The following is a 23,188-nucleotide window of genomic DNA, read 5'->3' on the forward strand; positions in this document are numbered from 1 at the left end:
CCAAAAGTAACTCAAGGAGATCACCATTATGGATACCGATGAGAACGCCCGCGTTTGGGAACTTGTCGAGAAGATCGGCATCTGTATGCTGACCACTCAAACGTCCGGCAGCCTGCGCGCCCGACCGATGGCCGCACATCCAGAACCGATAGAGAATGCAATCTATTTCCTGACCGATGTCGCCGGCCACAAGGATGAGGAGATCGCTCGCTGGCCGAATGTCTGCCTGGCCTTCGCTGACACGAAGGGCCAGAAATATGTCTCGATATCCGGCATGGCGGAAATCAGCAACGACCGCGAGCGCGTGGAAGACCTCTGGACGACGGCTGCCAAGGCCCGGTGGCACAGCGCCGACGATCCATCCATTCGCGTCTTGAAAGTGACGCCATCTTTCGCCGAATACTGGGACAGCCCCGGAACCATCATCAGCTACATCAAGATGGCCGCTGCCGCCGTTTCGAATTCGAGGCCTGACATGGGCGAGAACGTGAAAGTCGAGCTTTAGAAGCGATAGATCGCCCGCGAGCCATGCCGCACCCAGGGCCGGCATGGTTCGCGTAAAGCCCGAACCAGAGGGCATGAAATCCTATTCTTCCCATTCCTCTTCATCGGCCGAAAGCAGATCCACCAAGGCTGCCACGTTGCCGGCAGGCAGATGGCGGCCTTCGCCGATCAAAGCCTCATCGCTGTTGACCCAAGCCCAAGCCTCGGACAATTCCGTCGGCGTTGCGCCTATTGCAACAATTTCGGCGATAAGGGTCTCGTCCACAGGGCCGAGTACGGAGGTGACGTCTTGCGAGGTCAATGTCATGTCCTGCTCCTCTTCCTGTTTGCCAGACCATGAACATCCCTAAAATATAGAAACTCGAGGATAAACTTCCACCCATAGCTGGGCTATGCACGCACGAGATATTCTCGCCAACGACCTGAAATAGCTGAGTAAATACCCGTTCGTCGGCAACGGAAAATCTTATACGGCGTCGCGCAGCGTTTATTCCGCAATTAAGCGACGGCTTCTCAGACGATCAAGAAATCGGTCCAAGACCGCATAAATCGCGTGCTGATCAGAAAGTCGGGCCGGCCGCGCCGCCCTTCAGCGTGAAATAAGCAAAGGCTGCTACGAAAAATGCGATGACGGCCAGGATCGCCAGCAGACGCTTGAGCCAAGGAGGCGTTTGCCTCGGCGGTTTTGGCTTAGGACGACGTTCAAACTTGATGACATTATCGGACATGACAATCGATTAGCGAAGATCAAACAGTTTGCCAATCCGGTATCGACGTCAGGGGTGACGTTTCCAAAAGCGGCCGGACAAAGCGCTCAATTCATCCCAACATTCAATCTTGTCCGCAACGCTTTTGGGGCTGTGGCGGCGGATATCCGATTGAAATCCACTAACTCCGAAGGTGCCTTTTGAATATCCTCAATAAAATTCGTCCCTGGACGGCGCAGCAGCGTGCATTGATTGTCCCATTTCCGGCAGAACAAGATCTGGCCGACCGCAAATCCACGGCAACCACCGCCGACGGCCCGATCGTCGCCTTCTTCACCGAAGGCAGTTTTTACGAACACGAGAAGGACCGCATGGTTCGCTCCGCCAAGCGTATCGGGCTGAGCATTCAGGCGACGCCCGTGCCGAGCGCCGGCAGCTGGGTATTGAATGCCGGGCTGAAACCCGGCTTCCTGCAGCGGGAAAGGGCGAGGCAGCGCGGACCTATGCTTTACGTCGACGTCGACGCGGTCTTCCATCGCAATCCCTGGCCGGAACTTCGCAAGCTCGAGTGCGACCTTGCGGTCTATTACGAAGCCAATGAACGCCTCATCAGCGCGACGATTCTCATCAACGATACCCCTGGGGCGGCGCAACTCATCGAGCGCTGGCGAGAAGGCTGCCTTGCCAAGCCTGACATGTGGGACCAGATCGTTCTGGAGGAAATCATCGCCGAAGATGCCGCCACCGCGAAGCCACAATTCCAGGTGGTTAAATTGCCTGTGTCCTTCTGCTGGATATTCGATCGGCTCGAAAATGAGCCAGTCAGCGAAATCTTCATCGAGCAGCTCCAGGCAAGCCGGGAGGCGACCAAACGCCAACGCTGGTTCGGCCGCATCGGCAAACGCCTGAAGCGCCGCCGCGATCGGGTCGAGGAAATCGAGCGCATCCTTGGCGGTCACGATTGAGGCGCGCTGCCCAGTTTCCTGCTTTGACTTCGCCAATCGACCGCAAGCCGGCGGCGGCATGATCACAGCATGTCGCCGAGCGTCCAATGGTTGTTCCACCTGATATCAATCTCGTCCTCGACATTCTGATACCGAATGTCCGTGGAGAGACGCAGTCGTTGCCGCCTGTCCTGGTTGGTGGTCGAGGCGTGAATCATGAAGGGCGAATGGAGCATGACGTCCCCGGCCTCATAATCGGCGACCAGCCAGCGCGTATCGAAGCGCTCCGCCATATCGGGCAGATCCTTTGAAACCCAGCCCCCCTCCGTCATGTTGCGGTTATACGCACTCACACGCTCCTCGGGGCTGAGATCCTTGTTCTGCTCGCTGAACTCGCGCTCCATCCTGGCGCCGATGGCATGCGATCCCTCTAGATAGGTGAGGCCACCCATTTCGATCGGGATATCGCCGATCGGTATCCATGCCGTCACGATCCGGCTGGTTCCGCCGCGAAGATAGACCAGATCGTAATGAGCCGGCGTCGCCGTCGTGGTCCCCGGCCGGACATGGCGCATGATCTTGCGCTTGTGCAGATAGGAAATGCCCGACAGGAATTCGTCCATAAAGCGGGACATGCGGGGCTGCGCGCAGAAGCCCTCATAAGCGACCGAACGGACGAGCGACATCAGGCAGCGATCGACGTCCCTGCCTTCGGGTGCGGCGGCAGACGCGATCCCATCTTTCGGATCCGTTCCCTTCTCGATCAGTCCCGTAGTCGCCATATGGCCGAAGACCCAGCCGCGAAAGTCGATGACGTCTTTGCGCGGCAGGAAACGCTTGAGCCACACATAGCCATTCTCTTCGTAACTGCGGCGTATGGCTTCGATGCCGATCGCTGGATCGGTCGGCGTCAGATAGCCGAGCCGATCAGGCGCGACGGAAAGAACTTTTCCGTTGGCGACAAGATTGAGCTCGCGCCCGCCGGATTGCATGGCCTGCAGGGAAATCGACATTTCACTCGCCCATGGTTCGATGTAATTGCCCATTGAATCTAACCACTGGTGATGTTTCATTACATGGACGAAAATTATACTGGACTTTTCGCTCATCGTGAGACCGACAGAAGCCGTTTACCGATCACCCCTTGCGGCCGCTGGCGGATTAGCTATCACCGGCAGCGGAAGGCAGCATGCCATGCACGCCGTCAAGGCGCGGAAACTGCCGAGCTATGCGGTGGTTCTCGTCGAGAACGGCCAGGGCTTTCTCGATACCGACGCTTGCGGTCGCCGGAATGTGAAAGGCCCGGCCCTCTTCTGGCTCTTTCCAAACCGGCAGCACTCATACGGCCCGGATGTAGATGGCTGGAGCGAGCGGTGGGCGCTTTTCGAAGGCTCTCTGGTGCGGGACTTTCTGAGGCTGCACATCATCAGCGAGCAGGCTCCGCTCGTCAATCTGCGCAATCTCGATCGCATCCAGCGCCTTTTTGGCGGCATTCACGCCGATCTGCTCGAAGATTCGAACCTTGCGAGAGCCTCAGCGGCCGCTTTGCTCCACCAGATCGTCATCCTGGCGGCGCAACAGGCCAGCCAGACCACGCCTTCCCTTCAGGAAGGAGCGGATATGGGCGAAATCGTCGAGGCGCTTCGGCGCAGGGCGACGCAACCCCTCGATATCGCGGCCTTCGCCGCCGAATATGGAATGTCGCCCGCGACATTCCGCAGAAAGATCGCAAGGGAAGTCGGACTGCCGCCGAAAGGCTTTCAGCTCAGGGTGCGCATGGATCATGCCAAGGAACTCCTGGCAACGACGGACGACAAGATCGAGATCATCGCCGCCAAGGTCGGAATCGACGACGCGTTCTACTTTTCGCGGCTGTTCCACGAGCGGGAAAACTGCACGCCGCGCGAATTTCGCTCACGATTCAGGAGGAGCTGAACGGTCGAGACTCGGCCGCCTCGTCGCAACCATCCGTTCACCGCGCCGCCGCGCCGCCGGATGGAATTCCGTTTCAGGTTTGGCAGCCGGAGTATCCGCTCCCAAATCCTGGTGCGAACATGGTAGCCTGTTTACCGGTGCGGAAGTGGCGAAGCTTCAATAAAGGCACAGCCGATTATCGTTCCTTAAGCGTTACCCTTTGAGAGCGGACGAGGACGCCGCTTTTCATCAACGTTCGAAAGCGCGAGGAGGCAGTCATGAATTTGAAAGACGCAACATTGTTCCGACAGGCGGCATTGGTCGGCGGCGACTGGATCGAGGCCGATCCATCCAACGCGATCAAGGTCGACAATCCGGCGACGGGCGAAATCATCGGCTATGTTCCCAATCTCGGAGCTGCCGAGACCAAGAAGGCGATTGCCGCGGCCGAAGTCGCGCAGAAGGAATGGGCCGCCCGCACCGCCAAGGAACGCTCAGGCATTCTCAGGCACTGGTTCGAGCTGATGATGGAAAACCAGGACGATCTCGGACGCATCCTGACGGCCGAACAGGGCAAGCCGCTGCCCGAGGCCAAGGGCGAGATCGCCTATGGCGCGAGCTTCATCGAATGGTTTGCCGAAGAGGCCCGCCGCGTCTATGGCGACATCATCCCCGGCCACCAGAAGGACAAGCGCATTCTGGTGATGAAGCAGCCGATCGGCGTTGTCGCGGCGATCACCCCCTGGAATTTCCCCAACGCCATGATCACCCGCAAGGCCGGTCCTGCCTTTGCCGCCGGCTGCGCCATGGTGCTGAAGCCGGCCTCGCAGACACCGTTCTCGGCGATCGCCATTGCGATCCTGGCTGAACGCGCCGGCCTGCCCAAGGGGTTGTTCAGCGTGCTGACCGGCTCTGCCCGCGCCATCGGCGCCGAGATGACCGCAAGCCCGATCGTGCACAAGCTTACCTTCACCGGCTCGACCGAAGTCGGCGCCGAGCTCTACAGGCAGAGTGCGCCGACCATCAAGAAACTCGGGCTGGAGCTCGGCGGCAACGCACCTTTCATCGTGTTTGACGATGCCGATCTCGATGCCGCCGTCGAAGGCGCGCTGATCGCCAAGTTCCGCAACAACGGCCAGACCTGCGTCTGCGCCAATCGTCTCTATGTGCAGGACGGCGTCTATGATGCCTTTGCCGACAAGCTCGCAAAAGCCGTCGGCGGGCTTAAGACCGGCAACGGCTTCGATGAAGGCATCAATCTCGGCCCGCTGATCGACGAGGCAGCCCTTGCCAAGGTCGAGGAGCATGTCGCCGATGCGCTCTCCAAAGGCGGCCGCATCGTTGCCGGCGGTCATCGCCACCAGCTCGGCGGACGTTTCTATGAGGCGACCGTACTTGCCAATGTCACACCGGCGATGGCCGTCGCGAGAGAAGAGACCTTCGGACCGGTCGCTCCCCTCTTCCGCTTCAAGGACGAGGCCGATGTCATCGCCCAGGCCAACGACACCGAATTCGGTCTCGCCTCCTATTTCTATGCCAAGGATCTCGCCCGCGTCTTCCGCGTCGCCGAAGCGCTGGAATACGGCATGGTCGGGGTCAATACCGGCCTGATCTCGACGGCCGAAGCGCCGTTTGGCGGCGTCAAGCTCTCCGGCCTCGGCCGCGAGGGATCGCGCTACGGCATCGAGGAATTCACCGAAATCAAATATGTCTGCCTCGGCGGCGTCGTCTGAGACCAGGAAAAGGCCGCCAGGAGCAGGTTTATGGCACCTGCACGAGGCGGCCGCTGCCCCTGATCTCGGAGCGCCGCAGGACCGGATGCCCGTACAGCTCGATATTGCCGCTTCCGCTGATCGATATGTCCGCATCGGCGGCAGCGGCAACCTGGGCGTCGCCGCTGCCCCGAACCCTGATCTTTACCGATTGGGCGGCAAGATCTTTCAACCGTGCGGCACCTGAGCCGGAAATCTCCAGATCGACGGTGCGTGCGCTACCCGTGGCGGCGACGCTGCCACTTCCGGATATGCTTAAACGCAGATCGGATTGATCGAGCTGCGACAGGCAAGATCGCCGCTGCCGCGCACCTTCCAGTCTGTGACGAGCGGACCCGACAGGCTGACTTCGAATTTGGAGCTGGACCAGCCCGGGTTGCAGTCCAGGCTCAGCCTCCCACCTTCCAGCCTCACATGGCTAAGAAGAGCGGGATCGCCGCTGATGACGGCCTCCGCCTTTCCGCCCGGCTGATATTGCACGGAGGCGGGAATATCGATCGCCAGGCTGCCATTGGAGCTGAAAGGCAGGATAACCTGCCGGCTGCCGGATGCTGCAGATCCGCAACTGGACTGTATGCCACTCCACCAATGCCCTGCGTTTGCCCAATCCGGCCCGGAAAGCCCGATACCAAGCGCTAGAAAAACGAATGCACAAATCAATCCGGTCGTCGCGACAGTCGCCAATTTCCCGTTCATTGTCCATTTCCTCCAACGATGTGCAGTCCGGCGATCAAGCTCGACCTTCGTCTACTTGCGCCAAGCGGAAATGCAGTCGGGCATATTGCCCAAGCATGCGTATGCCCAAACTCAATCCCATCAGTAGCAATGCGCCACCGCCCACGAAGCAGCTCACCAGCCCGGCACCGATAAGCAGGTGGGCCAGCATACCGACGGAGGGCAAGCCGATATGAAACAGTACGGTCATAACGATGATCTTCAGGCCGACGGCGCCGACGGCTACCAGTGCGATCGCAAGGCCAAGCGTGACGAAGATCGCGGCAAGGAGCAGAGGTAGCAGGAAGAAGATATCGACGATGGCGAGGCCGGCCAGCGCCATCATCGCGGCCAGAAGGTTCGGCACGCTCCAATGGGCCTCGAAGCGGCGCAGCCCCGCATCCGCACGCAGCTCCCGCGCAATTCTGCCCGGATCGCCAAGCGCGGCTGCAACCTCCTCCTCGCTTCGGCCGGAGGCCTCGGATTCAGCAAAATGGGCTGCGTAATCGGCCACGATATCGTCGATCTCGTCTGGAGGAAGGCCCGCAAGTCCCAGCCTCAGCGTGCGCAAGAATGCGTCCCTGGTCATGGCAAATCCTCAAGTAGCTTGTCGACGGAGCTTGCTAGCGAGCGCCAGTCACGGCGATGGGCTTCAAAAATCGAACGGCCGAGCGGCGTGAGCCGATAATATTTGCGCGGGGGACCATTGCTCGACTCGACGATACGGGTGGCGACGAGGCCGTCATTCTGCATTCGGCGCATCAACGGGTAGATCGTTCCCTCCCCCATTCCGACGGCTGCGACCAGCGTGCTGGCGATCTCATAGCCGTAGCTTTCGCCCCGCGACAGCACGGCCAGGACGCATAGATCGAGAACACCCTTCCGCAATTGAACTTGAATCGAGTCAGTCATGAACGCCTCTGTTTACAAGATGAATATAACAAGCTATCTGTTTATGCAAGGTAGCTAGATGGCGTTCGCGGTCAGCATATGCCGCCTTCGCGTCGTCATGTGGTTTACAGGCCTGCGTACCTTGCTATCGCAGCCCATCGCGCAGCGTATATCTCTGGTTAAATGGAGCAGCTGTAATGATCCGCTTCAGCCTTGTCCTCGCGGCCGCACTCTCTCTTGTCGCGCCATCGGGATATGCGGCAGGTTTGAAGTTCATTCACATTTCAGGTGACGCGGATAACCCGGCGATCGACGCCGCCATGTGGTTTCCTTGCGCAACCCCTCCAACAGAGGTGAGGATCGGAACTCTGGTAGTACCAGCAACGCCGGATTGCCCGATTGCGGGCGAGGCGTTACCGCTCATCATCGTCTCGCATGGCTATGGCGGCTGGTATCTGGGCCATCACGATACGGCAGAAGCACTTGCCGACGCCGGCTTCATTGTCGTTGCCATCAATCATCCGCATGCCAATCATGCCGACATGAGCAAGGCAAGCGGTCTTGGCGTATTGATCGAGCGCCCTGCCGATATCAAACGCACTATCGATTTCATGCTTGACGTTTCCCCCGATGCCGCGAAGATCGACCCTTAGCGGATCGGCTTCTACGGATTTTCCCAGGGTGGATATACGGGTCTCGTCGTTGCGGGAGCTAATCCGGATTTCACCAAGCTGCCACCGCGCTGTGCAGATCCGAAAGCAGCTGGCTGCCCGTCGGCGGGCCAAACTCAGCCTCCCCGGCGGCCATTGCCGCCGCAGTCATTGACCCACGACCCCCGCACTAAGGCGGTCATTGTCGCCGCCCCATTGAGCATCGTATTCCCGACCACCGACAGCGTGAAAGATGTCAAAGTTCCGCTTCAGCTTTGGGGCTCAGAACTTGGAGGAGGCGGTGGAGCATCGCCCGAAAACGTCGCAACGCTTGCACGGCTATTGCCAGAAAGGCCTGACTTTCGGGTCGTCCCCAATGCCGTACATCTGTCGTTTCTGACGCCTTGTCCGGAAATACGGCCATCGTCCGATGCCTGCACCGACGCGCCGGGGTTCGATCGCATCGCGTTTCATAGGCAATTCAACGCCGCAGTCGCGGAATTTTTCCGCCAGCATCTGATGAAGCCGTAGCAGCGAACATGCCCGCGCGCGAAGCGTCCATATGACATCGAACTATGCACGGACATTATGAGCGTTGAAACTCGCCCGCGAATCCGATCAGATCATGGCATGACGAAAACGATACGCATAGCGGCGGCCCTGGTGCTGCGCCCGGATGGCGATACGCTGCTCGTGCGCAAGCGCGGTACCGCCGCCTTTATGCAGCCCGGCGGCAAGGTGGAACCGCAGGAAACGGCGGAAAAGGCGCTCGTCAGAGAACTCTTCGAAGAGCTGGGCCTTGCAGCAGAGACGAAGGACCTGATTTTCATCGGCCGTTTCCAGGCGCCTGCTGCCAACGAACCGGATCATACCGTCATTGCGGATATATTCCGGCTGCATGTGGGCGATGCGGCAATTGCGGCAGCGGCGGAGATCGAAGAGATCCGCTGGGTATCGCCCCACAATCCCGGACATATAGCTATGGCTCCCCTGACCGAGCATCATATCCTTCCCCATTATCGGCAGCAGACTATGTCCGCGGGCAGATGACGTCGAATTGCACCTGGCTCGCAACGGACGGAGGGCGACTTCGCCGATTTCTCGGAAATTCCTGGCCTGGAATATGGCGTAGAACACAACTTCGCCCACCTGTTCACCGATGCGCGGCAGACGCTTTGCCCACGGGCAGGCCAGCCACCAATTGTGCGCCGCTGTACCTGGACCGAGAGTGAAATTTAAATATTGTAACAAAATGAAAATTTAATGGATTTCAACTTTAGCGGTGAGCATATTTACTACGAATATGATAACATACGCAGAATACATAAGGCCTTCGTTATTTTAATTGAAAGTAAAAACAACTTTAGATACATGAGTAAAAAAACACGACGTGAGGCCGGAAATGAAAAGAGAAAATACTGCCAGCCATGAGAGGTTTATTGAGCTGACAAGCAAGATCGTCTCGGCCTACGTTCTCCACAACGCGACCGCACCGGAGGATTTGCCGCGACTCATCTTAGATACATATGCCGCGCTTACGGGTTCCCCGCAAGCTGAGCCGTCGACATTAGAAAAGTCGCTGAAGCCGGCGGTACCGATCAAGAAATCAATTACCGATGAATATCTGATCTGCCTGGAAGACGGCGGGAAGTACAAATCGCTGAAGCGGCATCTCAACACCAAGTACGGCCTGACGCCCGAAGAATATCGAAGGAAATGGGGCTTGCCCGCGGACTATCCGATGGTCTCGGCGACCTATGCAGCCACGCGATCGACGCTGGCGAAGAAAGCGCTCCTAGGCCATGCCAAGAACGCGACCGAAACTACGCCGGCTGCTGAACCGGTTCGACGGCAGCGGAAAGCCGGCTGACTTGAAGCAGTTCCGCTTTCTTCGAATCGCGGAAACGCCCTTTTCCAGCGCCTTCGGGACGGGAAATTGCTGCGTGCGCTCCTGAAAATGCTCTGACGACGTTTCGATCCGCCTTCGCGTGGCCCGTCCCGCCAGCACCTTGGCGATATTGCGCTGCGCGATCAGGACGCTGCGGGATCAGGGCGTTTCAATCGTCTTGGCATTGACGGTGATCGCGCGGCCGGCAAACCAGCCGTTGATTGTGGCACCGAGACCGAGCAGCACGAACAATACGGAGCTCCAGGCGAAGCTTCCCGTCCAGCCGTGGATCATGCCGACGACCAGCGGACCGATCGCGGCGAGCAGGTAGCCGACGAATTGCGCCATCCCTGAGAGATGGGCCGCCACATGCGCGTCGGGCGACCGCAACACGATCACCGTCAGCGCCACGGCAATCAATCCGCCCTGCCCGATGCCTTGCAGCACGGCCCAGAACCAGACCGTCCAAAGTGGTGCGAAGAGCAGGCCCAGCAGTGCTGCAACCGCTATCAGGCAGAGGATGACATTGATAGCGCGCTGGTCCCTGCCCTTGACGGCGATATGAGGTGCGACGAGGCACGCTGCCGCCTGCACCATGACCGAGGCGGAGACAATCGCGCCGGCGGTCACGCCGTCGAGACCGCGTTCGCGCAGGATAGGCACGAGCCAGCCGAAGATGCAGTAAGCCAATGCCGATTGCAGCCCCATGAAAAGCGTCACTTGCCAGGCGATGCGATCCGACCAGAGGCCGGTGACGCGAAATCCATTCCGACGCACTTGGCTGCGCGTTTTGATCACCTGCGGCAACCAGAGGAATCCAACCACGAGGGCGGGCAAGGCCCACGCGGCAAGCGCGCCGCCGAGCGATCCACCGAGAGCATGCTCGATCGGAAGCGTGAGCCCGGCGGCACTTGCCGCGCCGGCGCATAGTGCCATCGTATAGCAGCCCGTCATCAGGGCGGCCTTGTCCGGGAAATCGCGCTTGACGAGCCCAGGCAGCAGCACATTGCCAATGGCGATGCATGCACCGGTCAATGCCGTTCCGAGAAACAGCAGGGAAATGGAGGAAAATCCGCGTAGCATCGTGCCAAGCGCAAGCAGGAAGATGACACCGAGCAAGACACGCTCGGTTCCCATGCGCTGCGCAAGCCTTGGCGCGAACGGCGAAAACAGCCCCATGCAGACCACGGGCAAGGTCGTGAGGATGCTGGTGCCGAGGGCCGAAATGCCAAGTCCGGTCCTGATTTCCGGCAGAAGCGCCGATGCGCTCGAAAAGACCGGCCTGAGATTGAACGCGATGAGCACGAGGCTTGCACCCAGCAGAAACCTGCCGATCGGCGATTTGGCCCGGTGTGGCCGCGGCGCCGGAATCTCATCGGCTTCAGCATCGATCAATTCGACGGAAGCAGCATTTTGCGAAGACATGGTCATGACGTCAGCAACCGATCAAGAGTGGCAACGATGGGAGCCATGAAGCGGCGTACGACGGCATCGGCCGCTTCGGGATTGCCGGCTTCGATGGCATCGACGATCGCGATATGTGCCTGCATATCCGGTTCTGGAATATCCTCGCCAAGCGTCGCCTCGATCGTCTCGGCAATGGAGAGGGAGAAGAATTCGTAGAGTTCGATCATCGCCCTGTTCCGTGAAGCTGCGACGACTGCCTTGTGGAAGGCAAGGTCACGCTCGATGAACGCGGCCTTGTCACCGCCGGCATAGTTTCCGCGCCTCACCAGCAAGGCGCGCAACTGCGGAACAACTTCCGGCGAATGGCGCAAGGCAGCGAGCCGCGCGGCCTCGACCTCAAGCGCAAGCCGGGCCTCGAACTGATCGCGCAATCCGGCGCGGCGGGCCATGTCCAGGGGGCGGCTGACATCCGTCGCCGAACGCACATAGGTGCCGGACCCTTGCCGCGTCTCCAAATAGCCTTGCGAGACCAGCACCCTCACCGCCTCGCGGATCGTGCCGCGGCTGACCGACAGCATGGACGAGAGCGAGGCTTCGTTCGGCAGCCTTTCACCGACGACCCAACGCCGGGCGGTGATTTCACCGCGAATTGCTTCGACGGCATTGTCCGCAAGTGTGGTTTTGGTCAGGGCGCGCATGATCAGTTATCATCAAGTCATCAGATGACTTGATGATTTAGTCGACGGAGGGTTCCTCGTCAATACCGATTGTCGGAGATGATCAGCAGGCTAGTTATGCCGCCTGGCCTTTTCGAAGAAAAGCAGCAAGGCAAGGCCCAACAAGCCGGCGGCAGCACCGATAAGGGCCGTCCCGGAATAGCTGCTGATCGCCGTGCCGATGGCAAAGAGAAAAGCGCTCAAGCCCGCGCTCAGGAAGATATTGACCGATATGAGAGCGCTGCCCAAACCCGGGCGCTCGGCAATCAGCTCCTGCAGGTAGGTGATGGGAATGCTGATAAGCGCCGCAGCGCCGATGCCGCTGACGAGGGTCAGCGCATAGACGTGCCAGGGCGCCGAAGCCAATCCGAGCAGCAGCAGATAGACGACATAGATGACCGTGCCGATCGCAAGCGCCATGACATGGGTCATGATCCGCTGCGCGCGTCCCCACACGATGATGAAGACGACTTCGAGAAGGGCTACGATCCCAACGAGGATACCGATGTCGGCCACGGTTCCGTGCGCCGCGCCGGTGACGATGAGCGGCAGGATGGCGCCATTGACATGCAGCGTGCTGCTGATCAGTGCCACCGCGATCAGGCGCACGAAGACCGGTGGCGAAATAACCTCGCCCAGTGCCGCAAGATAGGAAAGATGGTGTGCGGCCGCCTTGTCGGTGCCGTCCTGGCGCGGAAGAAAAACGGCGATCAATCCGAAGCAGACAACGCAGGCAAGTCCGGCAAACAGATAGGCCGGCAGCATGCTCGCCGAATTTGCAAGCAGGGCGCCGGTTATGCCGGGCACCAACACCCAGGAGAGCGAGATCATCGCCCGCACGCCGGAATTGACCGTGGCGACATCGTTGCGCTCCATTCCGCTTGTCGCAATGCGGACATTGGCAAAGAGCAGCGAGTTGAGCGAGCCATAGACCGGCAGGAAGAACAAGGCGCTGAGAACGAAGGTTGCCTGCGCCGGCACGACATAGACAGCGCCATAACCCAGCACGCCGAAAACGGCGACCGTCAGCATCATCACGCGGTATTGGCCCAGCCGATCCGCCAGATTTCCAAGCAGAATGCTGACGACGACATTCACCGCCGCCGCGCAGAAGATCAGCGTCGAATAGAGCCCATTGCTGAGGCCAAGTTCGCGGATGCCGACGATCGACTGATAGGGTGATGTGGCCGCGCCGGCAAAACCAAAGGCAAAAATGGCAAGCATGCTCACCCGAATGGTCGGGTCGCGGAAAACATCAGGAAGAATGCGGATCATTGGCGGGGTCGAGGATCTGGCAAATCACCCGAAATCCGGGCGAAGCGCTTGTAGCAGGTTTGGCGCCGGCCGGAACCTGACGAAATGAAATAATACCGGTCTTGTGGCATGAAGTCCCTATCTGATGGCACCCGATCGCGCCATGGCCGCCAGGCCGATGGCCGCGGCCAGGGAGAACAGTGCCGGAAGATAGAAAACGTTCGGAAGCCCGAGATAGGCGACACCTGCACCTCCAACGCCGCCGCCAAGCGCGCTGGCAAGCGCAGAGGAGCTCATGAAGATCGCCGAAGCCGTCGCGACCGCATTCGGGAGAAGCCTTTGGGCAACGATCAGCCCGAGCACCATATAGAGCCCCCATACCCCGCCCATCAGAATCTGGCCGGCAAACATGCCCGCGGCCGTCGGCCAGGCCGCAAAGCACAGATTGGCCATCACGCCGCAGATCGCGGCGATGCACATCATCCAGAGAATGCCTATCCGTCGCGCCAAAAGGACGCTGAACGGCATCAGGATGAGTTCGATAAACGGCTGCGTTCCGATCACTGATCCTTGAATGGAGGGGTCGAGCTTGAGCTGGTCCTGCATGTAGAGCAGCAGGAAACCGTATTTGATCGGCTCGCCGGCATAGACGAGAACGTAGAGGCCGGTGAATGCCAGAAGCGGCAGCATTTCGGACCAGCCGACGCGACTGGCGGCATCGGTCTTCTTATCCGCTCGCTGCCGGGGGGCGGCCAGGGTGTATTGGGTTCCGAGCGGAATGATCTGCGCGAAGAAGCAAATCGCCGTTCCCCACAGCATGGGGCGAAGGCCGATTTCAACAGCGCACCAGGCGCCCAGAAACGGCCCGATGACCCAGCCGGCCGTCAGGGCTATTCGGATGATCGCCACCACGCTGTCGTTGGCGGCGGTTCCCCTTGCTTTGAGATCGTCATGAATGCCGGTGAAAAGCTGCGACGTCGCAGATCCGGAGAAACCCAGAACGATGGTGCCGATCGTGAACGGCATCCACGACTTGGTCGAAAGGGCAATCCCCGCCCAACCGACAGCGCCGGCGATGGCGCAAAGCCGGAAGAGACTAAGACGTCGTCCGGTCCTGTCGGAGTAGCTGCCGACGAGGTAGCCGGCGATCGGCGCGGTGAGGCCGGTCAGATAATAGAGCCCCGCCACCGGCAAGGAGGCTCCGAGTTCCTTGACGAGAAAGAGAACGATTTGCGGCAGCGAAGCGGATGTCGCGAGCCCGGACAGAAACAGCGCAAGCGTGGCGCCGCGATAAAGCGGCGACGCCCATACCTGCTGGATCGCCGTGGCCATGCTCGAGGTCGTCAAGGATTGCGCGTCCATAACCTCATCATCCGTCTTGACCCGTTGCAAAATTGATTTTCCGATTGATCGGCGCAGAGCCGCCCTGATCGATTGCAGCAAAAGCCGGCTTTGCTGCCCGATGGACATCACGCCTACATCCGGGGTGCTGCATATCCTTCCGTCAAAGCGGATCCAGACGCAAATGCTTGCATCGAGCCTGGACCCATCCGGCGGGGATTGTCCACATCATTCATCATATCAATGACAGAAACTGGTGTCAGCCGGGCATCGCCCTCGAATAGGCAGCCAGGATGAAGCGCTCGGCCTGGAACAGATATTTCTCCAGCGCGTCGGCGGCACTCGCGGGTGCCCCCTCCTCCAGATGCGCAAGAATGGTCGCGTTCTGGCCGACATAGGGAGCATGCAGATATTCGGGATCGCGGATCAGGCCGAAGACGAGACGCAGCTCCAGTGAGATTTGCGCATAGAAGGCGGAAAGTCTGGGACTGTCGGTAAGCTCGACGATGGCGGCATGAAAGGCGATATCGGCGCTGCCGACCTCCAGCCATTCGCCACGATCGCGATGCTGGACGGCGGCATCGATGGCGGCGCGCATCTTGTCGACGCTCGGGTGACGGTGGTGTGCATTGGCGAGCGCCGAGCATTCGATCAGGCGGCGAATATGGAAGATATCCATGATCGTCGAGATGCTCGGCGTGGAGACGAAGACGCCGCGATTGGCTTCGTGGCGCAGTACGCCCTCTTTCGTCAGCAGCCGGAAAACTTCGCGCAATGTGTTGCGCGAGACCTGCAGCTCCTCGCAAAGAGCGGCCTCTGACAGATGGCTGCCGGGTGAAAGCGTGCCGCTGATCACGCGCTCGCGGATGCGAGCGGCGGTCAGCTCCGCAACCGTCTGCCCGGTCTCCGCCACGGCCGTCGGCTCGATGCTTGCAAGATGTGTCTGCTTCATTTGCTCTCCCGGCGCCTGCGCAAAATCTTTTCCGATGCTTGCCTATATCAAGCATTTGCTGGAAAGCGAGTGGCGATCCCATGCTTGCCTTCAGCTGGCGAATTACCCCAACAGCAAAGTCCGTTGGACGATTTTGTGCAGGTTGTCCCCTTTTTCGATTGCGCGTACAGAAATTGTTGAACAATATAGACCCGATTGTTGTTTGATGCTATCTCATGCCCCAACAAATATAATGGGAACGCGGATACAGATGTTCATGGAACGCCCGTTTTGTAGAAAAACATCACCCCGCCTTGCCAGGCTTGAATTGATATGAGCGCGTACATGCTAGTATCCGATCTCAAAGGCGACCTCGGCGAGGTTTTCAGCGTGTTTGATGAAAAGGGCGACGGCGCTGCCAATTCGTGCGCCATGAATAACCTTCCCAAGGCCGAGGTAAGAGCATGACGAATGCGACGGGCGACAACAAACCGCTTTTGTCTGTGGCGGATCTGACCGTGCGGTTCGGCGAAAACCGCGTGGTCGAGGGGCTTTCCTTTTCAGTCAAACCGGGCCGGACGCTCGCGGTTGTTGGAGAATCCGGTTCCGGCAAATCGGTGACCTCGCTTTCGATCATGCGCCTTGCCGATATGATGGGCGCGCGCTTCGAGACCGGCAGCATCCTCTTCAACGGGAAAGACCTGCTCAAGCTCTCGCAGAAGGACATGCGCTCCGTTCGCGGCAAGGAGATCGCCATGATCTTCCAGGAGCCGATGACCTCGCTCAATCCCGTCTTCACCATCGGAGACCAGATCTGCGAAGTCCTTCTTCTTCATGAAAACATTGGCAAATCCTCCGCCATGGCGGAAGCGCGTCGCCTTCTGGAGATGGTACGCCTGCCGGATGCGGCGGCCCTTTTGAACCGCTATCCGCATCAGCTCTCCGGCGGCATGCGCCAGCGCGTCATGATCGCCATGGCGCTTGCCTGCCGTCCGAAGCTGTTGATCGCAGACGAGCCGACGACGGCGCTCGACGTGACGATCCAGGCGCAGATTCTCAACATCATGCGGGATCTGCAGAAGGAACTCGGCATGGGTATGATCTTCATCACCCATGACATGGGCGTGGTTGCCGAGATGGCTGATGATGTCGTGGTCATGTGGAAGGGCAAGAAGGTCGAGGAAGGCCCGGTTCGCGAGATATTCGCCGATCCGAAGCATCCATATACGAAGGCACTCCTGGCCGCAGTGCCGAAGCTTGGCAGCTTGACCGGTCAGGATTTTCCGAAACGCATGCCGCTGACCGTCCTCGACGGCGGCACGCCGAAAGTCGTCGGCGAGGAGCGGGTGCAGAATACCGCCCGCTACGACCAGCCGCCGCTCCTGAAGGTGCGCGATCTCTTTGTGCGCTTCGATATCAAGAAGAACATATTCGGCCAGGTCACGCATCGCTGCAGTGCCGTCCAGAAGGTCGCTTTCGACATACATCCCGGCGAGACGCTGGCCCTCGTCGGCGAATCCGGCTCCGGCAAGTCGACCATCGGCCGCACCATCCAGCAATTGCAGAAGGCACGCTCCGGCGAAATCACCTTCAGCGGCAAGAGCTTTGCCGCCATGTCGCAACTCGAACGCTTCCGGCTTCGCCGCGACGTGCAGTATATCTTCCAGGATCCCTTCGCCTCGCTCGATCCGCGCAAGACTGTGGGATTCTCGATCGCAGAACCGATCAACACGCACGGCATCATCACTGGATCGAAGGCGGTTCGCCGCCGGGTGGACGAGCTGCTGGAACGCGTCGGGCTGACGTCAGCCCATGTCGATCGCTATCCGCATGAGTTTTCCGGCGGCCAGCGCCAGCGCGTCTGCATCGCCCGCGCTCTCGCCTCCGACCCGAAGCTTATCATCGCCGACGAGGCGCTCTCCGCCCTCGATGTTTCGATCCAGGCCCAGATCATCAATCTCTTAATGGATCTACAGGCGGAACGCGGCCTTGCCTATCTATTCATCAGCCACGACATGGCCGTGGTGGAGAAGATCAGCCACCGCGTTGCCGTGCTCTATCTCGGCCAGATCATGGAGATCGGCAGCCGCCGGCAGGTCTTCGAAACGCCGATGCACGACTACACCCGTCGTTTGCTCTCCGCAGTGCCGGTCGCCGATCCGACAATCGAGCGCAAGACTGCGCCGATCGAGGGCGAAATTCCTAATCCAGTCCGTCGCGTCGGCGACGAGCCAGCTATTCTCGCACGCGAGGAAATTAATTCGGGCCATTTCATCGCGAAAAGCGCCTGAGCAATTCTGAGCTATTGCAACAATCTGAAGAGGAACAGGTTCAATGAAAAGAATGAAATGGGGATTGAAGACCGCTCTGACAGCGCTCGTCCTGTCGAGCGCCGCCATCAACGCCGAGCCCGCTTTTGCGGCAGGTAAGCTCACCGTGTCGTCGTCGCAGGATCCCGGTAGCTGGGACCCGATCGATACGTTCCTTGTGGCATGGGCTGCTGTCTCGACCAATATTTTCGATGGCCTCACCTATCGCGGCCCCGACCTCAAGCTGGTGCCGGGCCTTGCCGAATCCTGGGAAGAACTGGATCAGGGCAAGCGCATCCGTTTCAAGCTCCGCCACGACGTCAAGTTTCATGATGGCGAGCCCTTCAATGCCGCAGCGGTGAAGTTCACCTTCGATCGCCTGCTTGGCGAACAGGGCGCCAAGGGACCGCAGCGTTCGAACTACACCGCGATCGAAAGCGTTGATATCATCGACGACTACACGGTCGACATGAAGCTGAAAACGCCCGATCCGGTGCTGCTGACCAAGCTTGCCGGCTATGGCGCTATGATCGTTCCGCCGAAATACATCAAGGAAAAGGGCGAGGATTATTTCAACCTCAATCCGGTCGGAACCGGCGCATTCAAATTCGTTTCCTATACGCCGAAGGTGAACATCAAGCTCGAAGCCAATCCGGACTATTGGGGCGGCGCGCCGAAGCTTTCCGAGCTCGAATATCGCTTCATCAGCGAGCCGGCGACCGCTGTTGCCGAGCTTCAGGCCGGCCGCGTCGATCTCGTCATCCCGCCGACCATCCCCATCGGCATGCTCCCGGTCGTCCAGGGCGATTCCAAGCTGGAAATCGCCAGCGTTCCCGGCCCGACGGTCGATGCGCTGCGCTTCAACACCCGCGACGGCATCACCGCCGATCCGCGCGTGCGCAAGGCGATCGTCATGGCCGTTGATCGCGACACGATCGTCAAGTCGATCCTCGCAGGCCAGGGGACCGAAATCGTCAGCTTCCAGAACTCCCTGTCCTTCGGCTACGATGCCGACCTGAAGCCACTTCCCTATGATCCGGCAGGCGCCAAGAAGCTGCTCGCCGAAGCCGGCGTGAAGCCCGGCGCTACACTGCAGATCGACATTCGAGGCAACGACGCGACGATGAACGAGGTGGCGCAGGTCGTGGCAAGCTACCTGCAGATGGTCGGCCTGACGGCGACCATCAAGCCATACGAAACCAACGTTCTGCTGAACGACATCATCCCGCAGGGCAAGACCGGCGCGATGTTCCAGCAGAAATGGGGTGGCTGGACCTTCGACTACGACAACACCGCCTATTCGATGTACCACTCCGGCGAAAAGTGGAATCCCTACGAAAAGGATGCCGCTCTCGACAAACTGCTGGAATCGCAGCGTCCTCTCACCGATCGCGCCGAGCGCGAGAAAGTGCTCAAGGACATCGGCAAGTATGTCGCCGACAAGGCGCTCGAACTGCCGCTCTACAACAGCAATGCGATCTATGGCGTCAGCAAGCGGGTCAAGGGCTTCGTGCCCGCACCCGATACCCGCATCAAGTTGAACAAAGTCACCGTCGACTAATCATCAAGCAAGACGCCGCCGGTTCGGACGGCGGCGTCTTGCGAAAGCTCTCGGGGTAAGAACGTGGCCGGTTTTCTCATCAAGCGATTGCTGCAGGCGATTTTCGTCGTGATCGCGATCACCCTTCTCGTCTCATTCGCCATCCGCCTCACCGGCGATCCTGCCGTGATGATGTTCCAGGGCGGCGGCAGCATGACGGAAGAGGATCTTGCGCGCATTCGCGCAGCCCTTGGCACGGATCAACCCTTCCTTGCCCAGTATTTCACCTTCCTGAAGGGGCTGCTGACGCTTGATTTCGGCCGCAGCTTCACCGGCGGCACGCCTGTTTCGCAACTGATCGCCAACGCCCTGCCTGCGACGCTGTTGCTTGCTTTCATCTCCATGGTCGTGTCGATCGCGCTGTCCATTCCGCTCGGGATCAAGGCAGCGACGGCGCGCGGCAGGACGGCAGACCAGATCATCCGTGTTCTCTCGCTGCTTGGCCTTTCCTTCCCGAACTTCTGGCTGGCCCTCATGCTTGTTCTCTTGTTTTCCATCACGCTCGGCTGGTTGCCGCCGAGCGGCATGGTCGGGATTTCGAGCTATGTCATGCCGGCCGTGACCATGGGCGTGATCCTGACGGCGACGAATGTACGCCTGGTGCGCACCGCCATGTTGGAAACACTGCAATCGCAATATATTATGGTTGCGCGCGCCAAGGGTCTTAGCGAAAACAAGGTGCTTTACAAGCATGCACTGCGCAATTGCGCGATACCACTCATCACCTATTTCGGCATCCAGTTCGGCGGACTGCTCGGCGGTATCGTCGTCATCGAGCGCGTTTTCAACTGGCCCGGTCTCGGAACTCTGGCCTTCGATGCGGTAGGTGCCCGCGACTACCCCGTATTGCAGGGCGTGATCACCGTGCTGGCGCTGTTCATCGTCGGCGTCAACCTTCTCGTCGACATCGCCTATGGGCTCGTCGATCCCCGTATCCGCACGGAGTAATGCCGATGGCCGCCACGATCTCACGGCGTTCGCGCTTCCTCAGCTTCGAATTCATATTCGGCGCTTTGTTCACCGTCGTCATTTGCCTCGCCGTTCTTCTCTCCGACGTCCTCTTTCCCGGTTCCGCTGAAAAGATCGACCTGATGGCCAGGCTTGCCAGGCCCTTCGCCAGCCTCGCCCATCCCTTCGGCACCGATCCGCTTGGGCGCGATGTGCTGGCCCGCGTCGTCGCGGGCGGCAAGATATCTCTGCTGGTCGGCCTTACCTCCGTGCTCGGTGGCGTGGTCCTCGGCGTACTGGTGGGGCTTGCAGCGGGTTACTATCGCGGCATCTGGGACATGCTGTTGATGCGCTTCGCCGACATCCAGCTCGCCATGCCCTTCATTCTTCTGGCAATCACCTTCATCGCCATCGTCGGCGGCAGCCTCACCAACACCATCATCCTACTGATCGTCTCACAATGGGTGCAGTATGCGCGCCTCGTGCGCGGCTCGGTGCTAAGCCTGCGCGAGCGCGAGTTCATCCTCTCGGCGCGCGCGATCGGCGTTAAAGACTGGCGCATCATCTTCCAGCATCTGCTGCCGAACCTCATCGGCCCCGTGATCGTGCTGATGACGCTGAACATTGCCACCAACATTCTCCTGGAAAGCAGCTTAACCTTCCTTGGCATGGGTGTCGACCCGACAATTCCGAGCTGGGGCGGCATGCTGGCCGATGGCCGCACTTATCTGCAGACAGCCTGGTGGGTGAGCCTTTTCCCGGGCGTCGCAATCCTTTTGACCGTACTCGGCCTCAATCTCCTCGGCGATTGGCTGCGCGACAGCCTCGATCCGACCGGCAGAACGACAAGGTAAGACATCATGACTCTGATTTTCGAAAGACGCTTCGAGCGGACGCTCTTGCGGCTCGTCGCGGATGCGAAGGCCGGCCGTAATTTCGAGGCGTGGACCTTCGATGACAGGCAGAGCCGTCAACAGGCGGAGCGCGAGCTTGAGGAAAAGGGCGTGAAGGCCCGCATTCGCAGCGCCTACAAGCCACTGGTGAATGCCTTCATCGAAGACATCGATCTGCAGGGTGTGGATACGATCGAAATCCAATACCCTGTGCATCCCAATGCGCCTGACAATCGCTTTCGGCTGGAAGCCTATCCGCTTGCGGCGATGGTCGGAAATCGCAAGATCGCCTTCGTCGCAAGAACCGACAGCGAATTTCATTACGACGTTCTGCTGAAGAGCGATGCCGGCCAAGAGCGCCAATTGAAGGTGCTGGTGCCCAACCACGTCCATATCGATGCGGCGGGTGAAACGAGCGTTTCTCCGACCGGCTGGCTGGCGCACGAGGGCAATGTTACGGGCGAGCGGCTGCTTACGGACTACGAAGAGCTCTTCGAGGAGACCATCGCCGTGATCACTCATTTCGACTGGGGCGTAAGCGAACCCTATTTCGAAGAACTGAATATCCGCGTCACCCTGCCGGCGACCGATGAGGCCTTGCCCGTCGGCGACGAAGTCATGAGCCTGCGGGAAGCGCTGCACGAGGACTTCTATTTCTCGCTGCTCGAATTCTTCCAGAAGAAATCCGGCCGGCCGCTCGGCGACCGCGGCTTGAAGCCCGGGCAGATCGTTCCGCAGATCCTGCCATCATCAGGCGAAGTCTCAGTGAAGGTGGAAACGCAGCCGCTGACTTCCAGCTACTGGGACGGGGTCGAACAGCGGATCGAGACGGCAACGGAACCTTTGGCCGTACAGCAGATCGAAGCCGTGCTCACCGAGATCGGCGGCGAGGCGTTCGAGGCCGTAACCCGCTCCGGCCGGGCCGTCAGGGCACGCTATATCAAGGGCCGCGACGCGGCCGTGATGATCAGCGGTGGACAGCACGCCAATGAGACGACCGGTGGCGCGGGCGCGCTGCGTGCCGCACAACAGCTCGCAGGGATCGAAGGCGCACATTTTACCATCTCGCCACTGGAAAATCCGGACGGTTACGCGCTGCATCAGCGCCTGCGCAAGGATAGCCCGCGCCACATGTATCATGCCGCCCGCTATACGGCGCTCGGCGACGATCTCGAATACCGCACCGAGGAAAACGCCGGCCCCTATCTCTATGAGAAGAAAATCCGCTTCAAGGCGGAGAGGCTGAGCGGCGCGCAGCTGCACGTCAACCTGCATGGCTACCCCGCACATGAATGGACACGTCCGCTTTCAGGCTATGTCCCGCGCAATTTCGCCATGTGGACGCTGCCGAAGGGCTTTTTCCTGATTGCCCGCTATCATGCCGGTTGGGCAGCTCAGGCGGAGCGGCTTCTGGACAAGGTCACCAAGCACCTCGGCTCCATACCGGGATTGCTGGACTACAATAACAGTCAGATCGCACTTTACGAAACGCATGCCGGTGAAACGAGCTTCCGCATCATCAACGGCTTCCCCTGCCTCGCCAACATCGACGATCGCCACACGGTGCCGATGACGCTGATCACGGAATATCCGGATGAGACCATCTACGGCGAGGCATTTATCGCCGGCCATACCGCGCAGATGGAAACCGTGCTTTCGGCCTACAGCGCCTGGCAGGAGATCATGGCTTCGAGCTAAGCGGAATAAATTGAGCGCACCATGTCCAGAAACGCGGTCATGGCACTGGATGTATAGGCATCCGAGCGGCGCACGAAGAGCGTATCCACCAGCGATCGCTCCGGCGA

Annotated in this window: 22 protein-coding genes and 1 pseudogene; 12 read left to right on the plus strand and 11 right to left on the minus strand. The window is 59.7% G+C overall.

All coding sequences use genetic code 11. The annotated features are described in order from the left end of the window. The first annotated feature begins 28 nt into the window (after positions 1-28). Positions 29-505 (plus strand): pyridoxamine 5'-phosphate oxidase family protein, encoded by a 477-nt coding sequence (locus tag HGP12_RS19035; RefSeq protein WP_205926534.1) that lies wholly within the window; start codon positions 29-31, stop codon positions 503-505. 81 nt (positions 506-586) lie between these two features. On the opposite strand, the gene HGP12_RS19040 is transcribed toward HGP12_RS19035, so the two are convergent. Then, positions 587-811 (minus strand): hypothetical protein, encoded by a 225-nt coding sequence (locus HGP12_RS19040; protein WP_168840363.1) that lies wholly within the window; start codon positions 809-811, stop codon positions 587-589. 253 nt (positions 812-1,064) lie between these two features. Further along, complete coding sequence (locus HGP12_RS19045; RefSeq protein WP_168840364.1) at positions 1,065-1,232, minus strand: hypothetical protein; 168 nt, start codon at positions 1,230-1,232, stop codon at positions 1,065-1,067. Between the two features lie 179 nt (positions 1,233-1,411). Here HGP12_RS19045 and HGP12_RS19050 point away from each other — a divergent pair, with 179 nt between their 5' ends. Beyond that, positions 1,412-2,176, plus strand: a complete 765-nt coding sequence (locus tag HGP12_RS19050) for a putative nucleotide-diphospho-sugar transferase (RefSeq protein WP_246703474.1) — start codon at positions 1,412-1,414, stop codon at positions 2,174-2,176. A gap of 62 nt (positions 2,177-2,238) precedes the next feature. On the opposite strand, the gene HGP12_RS19055 is transcribed toward HGP12_RS19050, so the two are convergent. Further along, on the minus strand, positions 2,239-3,168 hold the full coding sequence (locus HGP12_RS19055) for a phytanoyl-CoA dioxygenase family protein (RefSeq protein ID WP_168840365.1): 930 nt from the start codon (positions 3,166-3,168) through the stop codon (positions 2,239-2,241). A gap of 97 nt (positions 3,169-3,265) precedes the next feature. On the opposite strand from HGP12_RS19055, the gene HGP12_RS19060 reads away from it, so the two are divergent. Continuing rightward, complete coding sequence (locus tag HGP12_RS19060) at positions 3,266-4,090, plus strand: AraC family transcriptional regulator (RefSeq protein WP_168840366.1); 825 nt, start codon at positions 3,266-3,268, stop codon at positions 4,088-4,090. A gap of 257 nt (positions 4,091-4,347) precedes the next feature. Continuing rightward, the gene (gene gabD / locus HGP12_RS19065; RefSeq protein WP_168840367.1) at positions 4,348-5,802 is read left to right on the plus strand and encodes an NADP-dependent succinate-semialdehyde dehydrogenase; all 1,455 of its coding nucleotides are present in this window, start codon (positions 4,348-4,350) and stop codon (positions 5,800-5,802) included. A gap of 28 nt (positions 5,803-5,830) precedes the next feature. Here gabD and HGP12_RS19070 read toward each other — a convergent pair. The 3 genes and pseudogenes from HGP12_RS19070 to HGP12_RS19080 form a co-directional block, all read right to left on the minus strand. After that, positions 5,831-6,537: pseudogene (locus tag HGP12_RS19070) on the minus strand (GIN domain-containing protein). Positions 6,538-6,571: 34 nt separating this feature from the next. Then, complete coding sequence (locus HGP12_RS19075; protein WP_168840368.1) at positions 6,572-7,144, minus strand: DUF1700 domain-containing protein; 573 nt, start codon at positions 7,142-7,144, stop codon at positions 6,572-6,574. Continuing rightward, positions 7,141-7,467, minus strand: coding sequence for a PadR family transcriptional regulator (locus tag HGP12_RS19080; RefSeq protein WP_168840369.1), 327 nt, complete (start codon positions 7,465-7,467; stop codon positions 7,141-7,143). Before HGP12_RS19080 ends, HGP12_RS19075 begins: the two co-directional genes overlap by 4 nt. Before the next feature lie 176 nt (positions 7,468-7,643). On the opposite strand from HGP12_RS19080, the gene HGP12_RS34675 reads away from it, so the two are divergent. The 3 genes from HGP12_RS34675 to HGP12_RS19095 all read left to right on the plus strand — a co-directional run bounded on the left by HGP12_RS34675 (position 7,644) and on the right by HGP12_RS19095 (position 9,966). Then, positions 7,644-8,099 (plus strand): hypothetical protein, encoded by a 456-nt coding sequence (locus HGP12_RS34675; protein WP_312862918.1) that lies wholly within the window; start codon positions 7,644-7,646, stop codon positions 8,097-8,099. Between the two features lie 627 nt (positions 8,100-8,726). Beyond that, the gene (locus HGP12_RS19090; RefSeq protein ID WP_168840370.1) at positions 8,727-9,146 is read left to right on the plus strand and encodes an NUDIX domain-containing protein; all 420 of its coding nucleotides are present in this window, start codon (positions 8,727-8,729) and stop codon (positions 9,144-9,146) included. 352 nt (positions 9,147-9,498) lie between these two features. Next, a complete protein-coding gene (locus tag HGP12_RS19095; RefSeq protein WP_168840371.1) occupies positions 9,499-9,966 on the plus strand; it encodes a MucR family transcriptional regulator in 468 nt (155 codons plus the stop codon). Between the two features lie 177 nt (positions 9,967-10,143). Here HGP12_RS19095 and HGP12_RS19100 read toward each other — a convergent pair whose 3' ends face one another. From HGP12_RS19100 to HGP12_RS19120, 5 genes are all read right to left on the minus strand, one after another. Next, a complete protein-coding gene (locus HGP12_RS19100) occupies positions 10,144-11,415 on the minus strand; it encodes a CynX/NimT family MFS transporter (RefSeq protein ID WP_168840372.1) in 1,272 nt (423 codons plus the stop codon). Then, positions 11,412-12,089, minus strand: a complete 678-nt coding sequence (locus tag HGP12_RS19105) for a FadR/GntR family transcriptional regulator (protein WP_168840373.1) — start codon at positions 12,087-12,089, stop codon at positions 11,412-11,414. Before HGP12_RS19105 ends, HGP12_RS19100 begins: the two co-directional genes overlap by 4 nt. A gap of 90 nt (positions 12,090-12,179) precedes the next feature. Beyond that, complete coding sequence (locus HGP12_RS19110; protein WP_168840374.1) at positions 12,180-13,382, minus strand: MFS transporter; 1,203 nt, start codon at positions 13,380-13,382, stop codon at positions 12,180-12,182. Between the two features lie 117 nt (positions 13,383-13,499). After that, positions 13,500-14,723: an MFS transporter gene (locus tag HGP12_RS19115; protein ID WP_168840375.1), complete on the minus strand. Its 1,224-nt coding sequence runs from the start codon at positions 14,721-14,723 to the stop codon at positions 13,500-13,502. A 238-nt stretch (positions 14,724-14,961) separates the two neighbouring features. Next, positions 14,962-15,654 (minus strand): GntR family transcriptional regulator, encoded by a 693-nt coding sequence (locus tag HGP12_RS19120; protein WP_205926535.1) that lies wholly within the window; start codon positions 15,652-15,654, stop codon positions 14,962-14,964. 443 nt (positions 15,655-16,097) lie between these two features. Here HGP12_RS19120 and HGP12_RS19125 point away from each other — a divergent pair, with 443 nt between their 5' ends. The 5 genes from HGP12_RS19125 to HGP12_RS19145 all read left to right on the plus strand — a co-directional run bounded on the left by HGP12_RS19125 (position 16,098) and on the right by HGP12_RS19145 (position 23,081). Beyond that, positions 16,098-17,924, plus strand: coding sequence for an ABC transporter ATP-binding protein (locus HGP12_RS19125; RefSeq protein WP_168840376.1), 1,827 nt, complete (start codon positions 16,098-16,100; stop codon positions 17,922-17,924). A gap of 43 nt (positions 17,925-17,967) precedes the next feature. Continuing rightward, entirely contained in the window at positions 17,968-19,503 is a 1,536-nt protein-coding gene (locus tag HGP12_RS19130; protein WP_168840377.1) for an ABC transporter substrate-binding protein, read from the plus strand. 63 nt (positions 19,504-19,566) lie between these two features. Further along, positions 19,567-20,490 (plus strand): ABC transporter permease, encoded by a 924-nt coding sequence (locus HGP12_RS19135; RefSeq protein WP_168840378.1) that lies wholly within the window; start codon positions 19,567-19,569, stop codon positions 20,488-20,490. A gap of 5 nt (positions 20,491-20,495) precedes the next feature. Beyond that, positions 20,496-21,344: an ABC transporter permease gene (locus tag HGP12_RS19140; protein WP_168840379.1), complete on the plus strand. Its 849-nt coding sequence runs from the start codon at positions 20,496-20,498 to the stop codon at positions 21,342-21,344. Between the two features lie 6 nt (positions 21,345-21,350). Continuing rightward, positions 21,351-23,081, plus strand: a complete 1,731-nt coding sequence (locus tag HGP12_RS19145; RefSeq protein ID WP_168840380.1) for a M14 family metallopeptidase — start codon at positions 21,351-21,353, stop codon at positions 23,079-23,081. Positions 23,082-23,188: the final 107 nt, after the last annotated feature.

Source organism: Rhizobium sp. P28RR-XV (assembly GCF_012641385.1).
Classification (GTDB): Bacteria; Pseudomonadota; Alphaproteobacteria; order Rhizobiales; family Rhizobiaceae; genus Rhizobium.

What these genes read in the sequence shown, in the direction of transcription:
- HGP12_RS19035 (WP_205926534.1), top strand. Translation starts at nt 29, where the DNA reads ATGGATACCGATGAGAACGCCCGCGTTTGGGAACTTGTCGAGAAGATC.
- HGP12_RS19040 (WP_168840363.1), bottom strand. Translation starts at nt 811, where the DNA reads ATGACATTGACCTCGCAAGACGTCACCTCCGTACTCGGCCCTGTGGAC.
- HGP12_RS19045 (WP_168840364.1), bottom strand. Translation starts at nt 1,232, where the DNA reads ATGTCCGATAATGTCATCAAGTTTGAACGTCGTCCTAAGCCAAAACCG.
- HGP12_RS19055 (WP_168840365.1), bottom strand. Translation starts at nt 3,168, where the DNA reads ATGTCGATTTCCCTGCAGGCCATGCAATCCGGCGGGCGCGAGCTCAAT.
- gabD (WP_168840367.1), top strand. Translation starts at nt 4,348, where the DNA reads ATGAATTTGAAAGACGCAACATTGTTCCGACAGGCGGCATTGGTCGGC.
- HGP12_RS19075 (WP_168840368.1), bottom strand. Translation starts at nt 7,144, where the DNA reads ATGACCAGGGACGCATTCTTGCGCACGCTGAGGCTGGGACTTGCGGGC.
- HGP12_RS19080 (WP_168840369.1), bottom strand. Translation starts at nt 7,467, where the DNA reads ATGACTGACTCGATTCAAGTTCAATTGCGGAAGGGTGTTCTCGATCTA.
- HGP12_RS34675 (WP_312862918.1), top strand. Translation starts at nt 7,644, where the DNA reads ATGATCCGCTTCAGCCTTGTCCTCGCGGCCGCACTCTCTCTTGTCGCG.
- HGP12_RS19090 (WP_168840370.1), top strand. Translation starts at nt 8,727, where the DNA reads ATGACGAAAACGATACGCATAGCGGCGGCCCTGGTGCTGCGCCCGGAT.
- HGP12_RS19095 (WP_168840371.1), top strand. Translation starts at nt 9,499, where the DNA reads ATGAAAAGAGAAAATACTGCCAGCCATGAGAGGTTTATTGAGCTGACA.
- HGP12_RS19100 (WP_168840372.1), bottom strand. Translation starts at nt 11,415, where the DNA reads ATGACCATGTCTTCGCAAAATGCTGCTTCCGTCGAATTGATCGATGCT.
- HGP12_RS19105 (WP_168840373.1), bottom strand. Translation starts at nt 12,089, where the DNA reads ATGCGCGCCCTGACCAAAACCACACTTGCGGACAATGCCGTCGAAGCA.
- HGP12_RS19110 (WP_168840374.1), bottom strand. Translation starts at nt 13,382, where the DNA reads ATGATCCGCATTCTTCCTGATGTTTTCCGCGACCCGACCATTCGGGTG.
- HGP12_RS19115 (WP_168840375.1), bottom strand. Translation starts at nt 14,723, where the DNA reads ATGGACGCGCAATCCTTGACGACCTCGAGCATGGCCACGGCGATCCAG.
- HGP12_RS19120 (WP_205926535.1), bottom strand. Translation starts at nt 15,654, where the DNA reads ATGAAGCAGACACATCTTGCAAGCATCGAGCCGACGGCCGTGGCGGAG.
- HGP12_RS19125 (WP_168840376.1), top strand. Translation starts at nt 16,098, where the DNA reads ATGACGAATGCGACGGGCGACAACAAACCGCTTTTGTCTGTGGCGGAT.
- HGP12_RS19130 (WP_168840377.1), top strand. Translation starts at nt 17,968, where the DNA reads ATGAAAAGAATGAAATGGGGATTGAAGACCGCTCTGACAGCGCTCGTC.
- HGP12_RS19140 (WP_168840379.1), top strand. Translation starts at nt 20,496, where the DNA reads ATGGCCGCCACGATCTCACGGCGTTCGCGCTTCCTCAGCTTCGAATTC.
- HGP12_RS19145 (WP_168840380.1), top strand. Translation starts at nt 21,351, where the DNA reads ATGACTCTGATTTTCGAAAGACGCTTCGAGCGGACGCTCTTGCGGCTC.